The sequence below is a fragment of the Oceaniglobus trochenteri genome, assembly GCF_020529025.1.
Lineage (GTDB): Bacteria > Pseudomonadota > Alphaproteobacteria > Rhodobacterales > Rhodobacteraceae > Oceaniglobus > Oceaniglobus trochenteri.
Genome location: NZ_JACNMM010000033.1, coordinates 1 through 867 on the forward strand (window position 1 = coordinate 1; position 867 = coordinate 867).

An 867-nucleotide genomic window follows, 5' to 3' on the forward strand; every position below is an offset into this window, starting at 1 on the left:
GTATCCCTGCGGCGGAGGCCGTCTGACGGGATTTCGGCGTCGGTGCTAAGTCCGACCTTATGGCCGACCATAAGTTCAGACCCGAGATCGAAGTCCTCTCTGCTGCGGATGTGCCGCGTCGGCGATATTGGAGCGATACGGATAAGATCCGGATCGTGGAGGAGAGTTTTCTGGGGCATCGCCAGGTGGCGGCAACGGCACGGCGGCATGGTGTGTCGCGCTCGCTGCTGACGATATGGCGGCGGGAGTATCGCGACGGTGAGCTTGGCGACGAGACGCCGCCTTCATTCATCCCGCTGGCGGTTTCGCCCATGGCGCCTGCGGCAGTGCCCGCGACCGCCCAGGAGACGCCGCGCGACACCCCGGACGTTCAGCTCGAGATCGTGCTGAGGAACGGGCGGCGGCTTCTCGTCCCCTCGTCGGTGGAGCCGGAGGTTTTGGCGCGGCTGCTTCCGGCCCTGGAAGGCCGATGATCGCCTTCCCGGCGGGGGTGCGCGTGTGGATCGCAGGCGGGGTCACCGACATGCGGCGCGGCATGAACACCCTGGCGCTGACGGTGCAGCAGGGTCTGGGGCGCGATCCGCATGCCGGCGAGATCTTCTGCTTTCGCGGGCGCAAAGGCGACCTCGTCAAACTGCTGTGGCACGACGGGGTCGGCATGTCGCTCTACACCAAGCGGCTGGAGGCCGGGAAGTTCATCTGGCCAACCAGTGGGAGCGGCGACGCGGTGCAGATCTCTGCGGCCCAGCTCGGGTATCTTCTGGAGGGGATCGACTGGCGCAATCCGCGCTGGACCCAACGCCCTGCAAAGGCGGGGTAAATCGGCGTCATTCGCCTTATTTGCATGGGCTTTCCAATACCGGAATG

2 protein-coding genes are annotated in these 867 nt (G+C 65.7%); both read left to right on the forward strand.

What is annotated here, in order from left to right; all coding sequences use genetic code 11:
* Positions 1 to 59 precede the first annotated feature (59 nt).
* A complete protein-coding gene (gene tnpA, locus H7828_RS22680) occupies positions 60 to 473 on the forward strand; it encodes an IS66-like element accessory protein TnpA (protein WP_226783328.1) in 414 nt (137 codons plus the stop codon).
* On the forward strand, positions 470 to 820 hold the full coding sequence (gene tnpB / locus H7828_RS22685) for an IS66 family insertion sequence element accessory protein TnpB (RefSeq protein ID WP_057818241.1): 351 nt from the start codon (positions 470 to 472) through the stop codon (positions 818 to 820). The genes tnpA and tnpB overlap by 4 nt, the downstream gene beginning before the upstream one ends.
* Positions 821 to 867 lie beyond the last annotated feature (47 nt).

What these genes read in the sequence shown, in the direction of transcription:
- tnpA (WP_226783328.1), top strand. Translation starts at nt 60, where the DNA reads ATGGCCGACCATAAGTTCAGACCCGAGATCGAAGTCCTCTCTGCTGCG.
- tnpB (WP_057818241.1), top strand. Translation starts at nt 470, where the DNA reads ATGATCGCCTTCCCGGCGGGGGTGCGCGTGTGGATCGCAGGCGGGGTC.